This is a genomic window from Sporomusa sp. (assembly GCF_035561255.1).
Classification (GTDB): Bacteria; Bacillota; Negativicutes; order Sporomusales; family Sporomusaceae; genus Sporomusa.
In genome coordinates, this window is sequence record NZ_DATMXX010000345.1 from 1 (window position 1) to 4,811 (window position 4,811).

5 protein-coding genes are annotated in these 4,811 nt (G+C 43.4%); 2 read left to right on the plus strand and 3 right to left on the minus strand.

Annotated elements, in window-relative coordinates:
* The first annotated feature begins 99 nt into the window (after positions 1-99).
* Positions 100-999, plus strand: a complete 900-nt coding sequence (locus VN379_RS19520; protein ID WP_325536922.1) for a LysR family transcriptional regulator — start codon at positions 100-102, stop codon at positions 997-999.
* Between the two features lie 17 nt (positions 1,000-1,016).
* On the opposite strand, the gene VN379_RS19525 is transcribed toward VN379_RS19520, so the two are convergent.
* From VN379_RS19525 to VN379_RS19535, 3 genes are read right to left on the minus strand one after another with little or no spacing between them, the layout of a single operon-like run.
* Positions 1,017-1,721: a cytochrome b/b6 domain-containing protein gene (locus VN379_RS19525; RefSeq protein ID WP_325536924.1), complete on the minus strand. Its 705-nt coding sequence runs from the start codon at positions 1,719-1,721 to the stop codon at positions 1,017-1,019.
* 11 nt (positions 1,722-1,732) lie between these two features.
* Positions 1,733-2,044, minus strand: a complete 312-nt coding sequence (locus VN379_RS19530; RefSeq protein WP_325536926.1) for an iron hydrogenase small subunit — start codon at positions 2,042-2,044, stop codon at positions 1,733-1,735.
* A 13-nt stretch (positions 2,045-2,057) separates the two neighbouring features.
* The gene (locus VN379_RS19535) at positions 2,058-3,317 is read right to left on the minus strand and encodes a [FeFe] hydrogenase, group A (protein ID WP_325536928.1); all 1,260 of its coding nucleotides are present in this window, start codon (positions 3,315-3,317) and stop codon (positions 2,058-2,060) included.
* Positions 3,318-3,955: 638 nt separating this feature from the next.
* Between VN379_RS19535 and VN379_RS19540 the strand changes: the two genes are divergently transcribed.
* Positions 3,956-4,811: hypothetical protein (locus tag VN379_RS19540; protein ID WP_325536930.1), on the plus strand; the 856-nt coding region annotated here is incomplete at its 3' end.

Genomic DNA, 4,811 nt, shown 5'->3' on the forward strand with positions numbered 1-4,811 from the left:
GAGTAAAGTATATCCCTTTCCCATTATGCTGTCAAATGATATAATAACATAAATATTATGATTTTTATTCATATGTTAATGCTTATTGAGGTGAAACACATGAACATTAAAGAACTCCAGTATGTTATAAAAATAGCAGAAGAACAGAGCATATCCAATGCCGCCAATCAGTTATTTGTTTCTCAGTCCACTCTCAGCCATGCCCTGAATAAGATCGAAAACAAGCTGGGAACCTCCTTGTTTGACCGCTCTACCATACCGTTAAAGCCTACCTACGCCGGCAAGGTATTTGTAGAGACAGCTCACAAGATACTAACCCTCAACAAAGAACTCTATCAGCAAATCCAGGATATAGCCGAATACAAACGTGGTGCCCTTGTTATTGGTGTCACCCATCTGGCCGAACGCTATTATCTGCCTATGGTTCTACCAAAATTCCGCAAAAAATACCCGGGCATTCAACTCACGATTAAAACAGCCAGTCTTGCAGAGCTGGAGACCCTGCTTATTAAAAATACGGTTGACTTTGCCATTACCTTGCCAAATAACAATCCCCAGCTTGAATACCGGCCTATCTTTAACATGGATATCCTGCTGGCCCTGCCCATAAATCACCCGCTAAGCCAACGCCATCCCTGCCAGGACCAGCCATATCCCGAGCTTGATCTAAAAGAGCTTGCCCTTGAAGAATTCATTATTCTCCAGCCAGGTCGCATGATCAGAGAGACCGCGCTTGAGGCCTGTAGAGAAGCCGGCTTTACACCAAATATCGGTTTGGAAACCTCCAATTTGGATACAGCCCATGCCCTGGTGGCTGAAGGGTATGGCGTTACCTTTATGCTGGATGTTATTTCTTATAATGCTCCGAAAAAGGACAGGGTCGCCTATTTTAGGATCAAGAATTTTAACCTGTACCAGACCTTTTGTCTAGGGTACCTTAAAGGCAAGTATCTGCCAAAGGTAGTCGATGAATTTACGCAGGCGAAAAAAGTTCGATGATGCAAAATGCCCGTTTTTTATCGGCGCACTTGATACTGATCTGCAGCAGTTACAGACTCTTTTGTTTTTACCGGCATAATTTCATTTTCTACCCATACCGGATTATGGTGTTTGGCTTCGTCGAGTGTCTGGGTGCCGTCACCAAACATGCATAAAAACTCGCCCCAATTATAGATTCCTAGAAAAATATGGGCAAATACGCTCACTCCCAGGACAATCCCAACAACTAAATGCACCATATCAAACCAATACATCACTACTTTAGGAGCTACCGGCAGGAATGCATATAATGCCCAACCGGTTACAATCAGCAGTATCCCGCCAAACAGCATCATAATCCCCATTTGCTTTTGGCCGGAATTCATTTTCCCCATTGGCGGCACCGGAATGGTTTTGCCAAATAGCATCTTCTGCGGATAACCGCCGCAAACTTTCATCCAAGCAATATCGCGTTCATCAAAGCTAAATATCCGGCGGATAAAAGCAACAATCCGATCTAAGCCAAAGAGGATATAAAAAATGCAGGCTATGGTGAAAATGCTGGCGCCAATTATATGTATTTGCATCACCATGTTCTGTAGATCGTCACTTAACGGTTTCAGCCAAATAAGAAAACCGGTAATCGCTGCTGGCAGAAAGCCCAAAATTAAACCCCAGTGAAACAGCCGGGAAACCAGCGGGTGCTTTAATACTCTTGGGCCTTGTTTACCGTGATGACTCATCAATATCCCTCCTACACCAACTTAGTTCTATCTATGTACTTTGTGTGAAATAGTTCTTCGGCCAAATGGCTGAGCGGGTTCTGGGCAAACTTTTTGTACACATCTGTTAAGGCCTGATTGTTATGACTTTGGCGGACTTTTGCCTTTTCATCATCCTTATAAATACCTTGCGCCCGCAGCTTGATGTATTTGGTGCGGTCCTGTACCAAATCTGTGGCCACATAAGCACCAGTCCATAGCACGGCAGCTGCTACACCGGCTAAGCCGATAAATTCACGCCGTGAGACTTTCACGGCCTTTTCTATATAATCATAATGCGCCATTCATATTCCCTCCTTATGACCAGGGCAGTACAGCCTTAGCTTTATCCAGCCAGGAAGTACCCATTGGATTAATTGGCTGACCGCCACCGTTGACACAGCCCCCCGGACAATTCATTACTTCAATAAAGTGATAGGGTGATTTGCCGTCCCTTACCTCATCTAAAAGCGGTTTCACATTTGCTTTAATACCATGGGCTACTGCTACTTTCAAGGTAATTTCTTTACCTGTTTTAGCATCTTTCATGGTAACACTGGCTTCCTTTACACCTTGGAGTCCGCGAACAGGCTTAAACTGAAGCACATCTAATTCTGTGCCGGTTATTACGAAATACGCGGTTCGTAAAGCAGCTTCCATTACACCACCGGTATTGGCGAAAATAGTACCTGCGCCAGAGTATTGAGCCAATGGATTATCCTGGTCGGTAAACTCGGGGACTGTTTTAAAGTCAATATTTAGCTTTTTAAACAGACGGGCCAGGTCCCGGGTAGTGAGAATTACGTCGATATCCGGATAGGTTCCTGTCTGGCCCTGTGTTTGCCAGTACTGCGCGGCGCTGGTAAATTCCGGCCGGGAAGCCTCAAATTTTTTTGCCGTACAAGGCATAACACCGACCATGAATACATCAGCGGGATTAACCTGCCATACTTCTTTCGCACCATAGGTTTTCCCCAGCGCCCCGGCCATCATCATCGGCGATTTGGCCGAAGACATGTTTGGTAAAAGTTCCGGATAATACAGTTCTGCATACCGAACCCACGCCGGACAGCAGGATGTAAATTGCGGTAAAGGTCCTATATGCTGCGCTGCCGGCTCTCCTAATGCATAGTGGCGGATCTTGCCAATAAGCTCCATACCCTCTTCCATAATGGTCTGGTCAGCCGCAAAGTTAGTATCAAGCACTTTAAAACCGGCCTGTTTCATAGCTCCATACAGTTTTTCCGTTACCAGACTGCCTGGTTCCATACCGAATTCTTCACCAATCGCAACACGAACGGCCGGAGCAATGGTTGCCACAACGGTGGCTTGCTTGTCCTTAAGTTTTTCAATAACCTGATCCACTACGTCAACCGTATCTTTAGGAGCTCCGAATGGACAGTTAATCAGGCATTGACCACAGGCGACACATCTTTCACTGTCAACCTTATGCACAGCCCCATATTTGCCTTCGATAGCATCTGCAGGACAAAATGACTTACAGGAATCACAGCCCTTACAAGCCTTGCGGTCAATTTCAATAACGGTGGTTAACTCCTGTCGTTGAAATCCTCTCAAAATTTTACCTCCTTACGTAAACTAATTTGCTCGTTGCTATCTGTCGCAAGATACATGCCAATATGATTTTTGAAAAATACCGTTTTTTTAAAACCTTTCAACTATGTATAAATTCTGAACTTACATTGCTTTTATCTGTTGATATAGTCAAATAAAAAAAGGATACCGTTTCACTTGAAACAGTATCCCTTCTTTTATTTGATACACTTTTCATGTTTCTCTACCTTACGTCAGAACGTAGCCAATCCCCCAGGGGTTCGCGCACATTCGCCTGCTGCCCTGCTGGTCTCAGCCAGGTTACCTTAAGGTGCTCTATCAAACCGTATGATTTGATAACTTGGTTTTAGTTAGTGGACTACCCCACAATCTTTACAGGGGTAACTTGGGAAACATTCGAATCTTATCGCTGCATTAGGCTGTTTCGATAAACGTTCCTGATGCATTTGAACCTGCTATTTCGAGGAGATCAACTAGGAGTGCTTGTTTTTTTATAACTTGCTGCCCCCTCTCTTGATTTTACTGGCGAAAAAAAGGTTTTAAAAGCTATACTTTTCTCGGAAAAACTGTACGGATATAGTATAGAAGGGTATTTTAGGAAATGGAGTTTTTCTAAAAAATCAAAAGGAGGAGGAAATAATATGGCGGTAACAGAAAAAGACTATTTGGTTTTGTCCAAGTTAGCATACGTTAATTTTGATGCATACGCTAATGTTCTGGCTCTAGGTCAGACTGTACCAATAAACCAGATTGACTATTCTCAAACAAACCAAGTAGCATCGTGGCAAAACTATATTGAGCCAATGGGTGATTGGAAACTTATTAATTATGTAAACAAAAACGGTTCGTCTGGTTATTGCGGAGCTGCGTTTCTAAACTCTCAAACGGGTGATATCGTATTTGCAAGCAGAGGAACAGAACCTTATGTATTGCAGTATGGTATGGGAGATATTAAACAAGATGTTCAATTGGCATTAATTGGCGGTCCGAGTGGAACAAACAACCAGTTTGTTGACTCACTGTCTTTTGTTACGGATACATTGTCCAGAGTAAGTGGTCAAATTGTCGATCGCAGTAATTTATCTCGCTTTGTTAATACATATAAAGTAAGTTTTACAGGCCACTCTTTAGGGGGAGGAATAAGTGAATTTCTTACCTATTTAACTGGTGGTAGATCTGTGACTCTTAATGGCGTGGGGATAGGGCAGGCGATTAATCTGGATCGGGCTACCGCCAGCGGTTATAATACTCTACATCTGGTCATCAGTGCCGACCTGACGGGTAACTATGGGATTCCTTTAGGTCAGGTAAGATCTCTGGCAGATGATCTTCCGAGATCTGGTCCTGATCCAGGGGATTATATTGATCCCTCAAGCATAAGTCGATTGGCGCAGATTATCAATAGGTATGCTTGGGGCCAAATATCTACGGCACAATTCTATTCAAATTTTTCGACGGAACTTGTTAGCATGAATAATGTTACAAGAAATTATATAC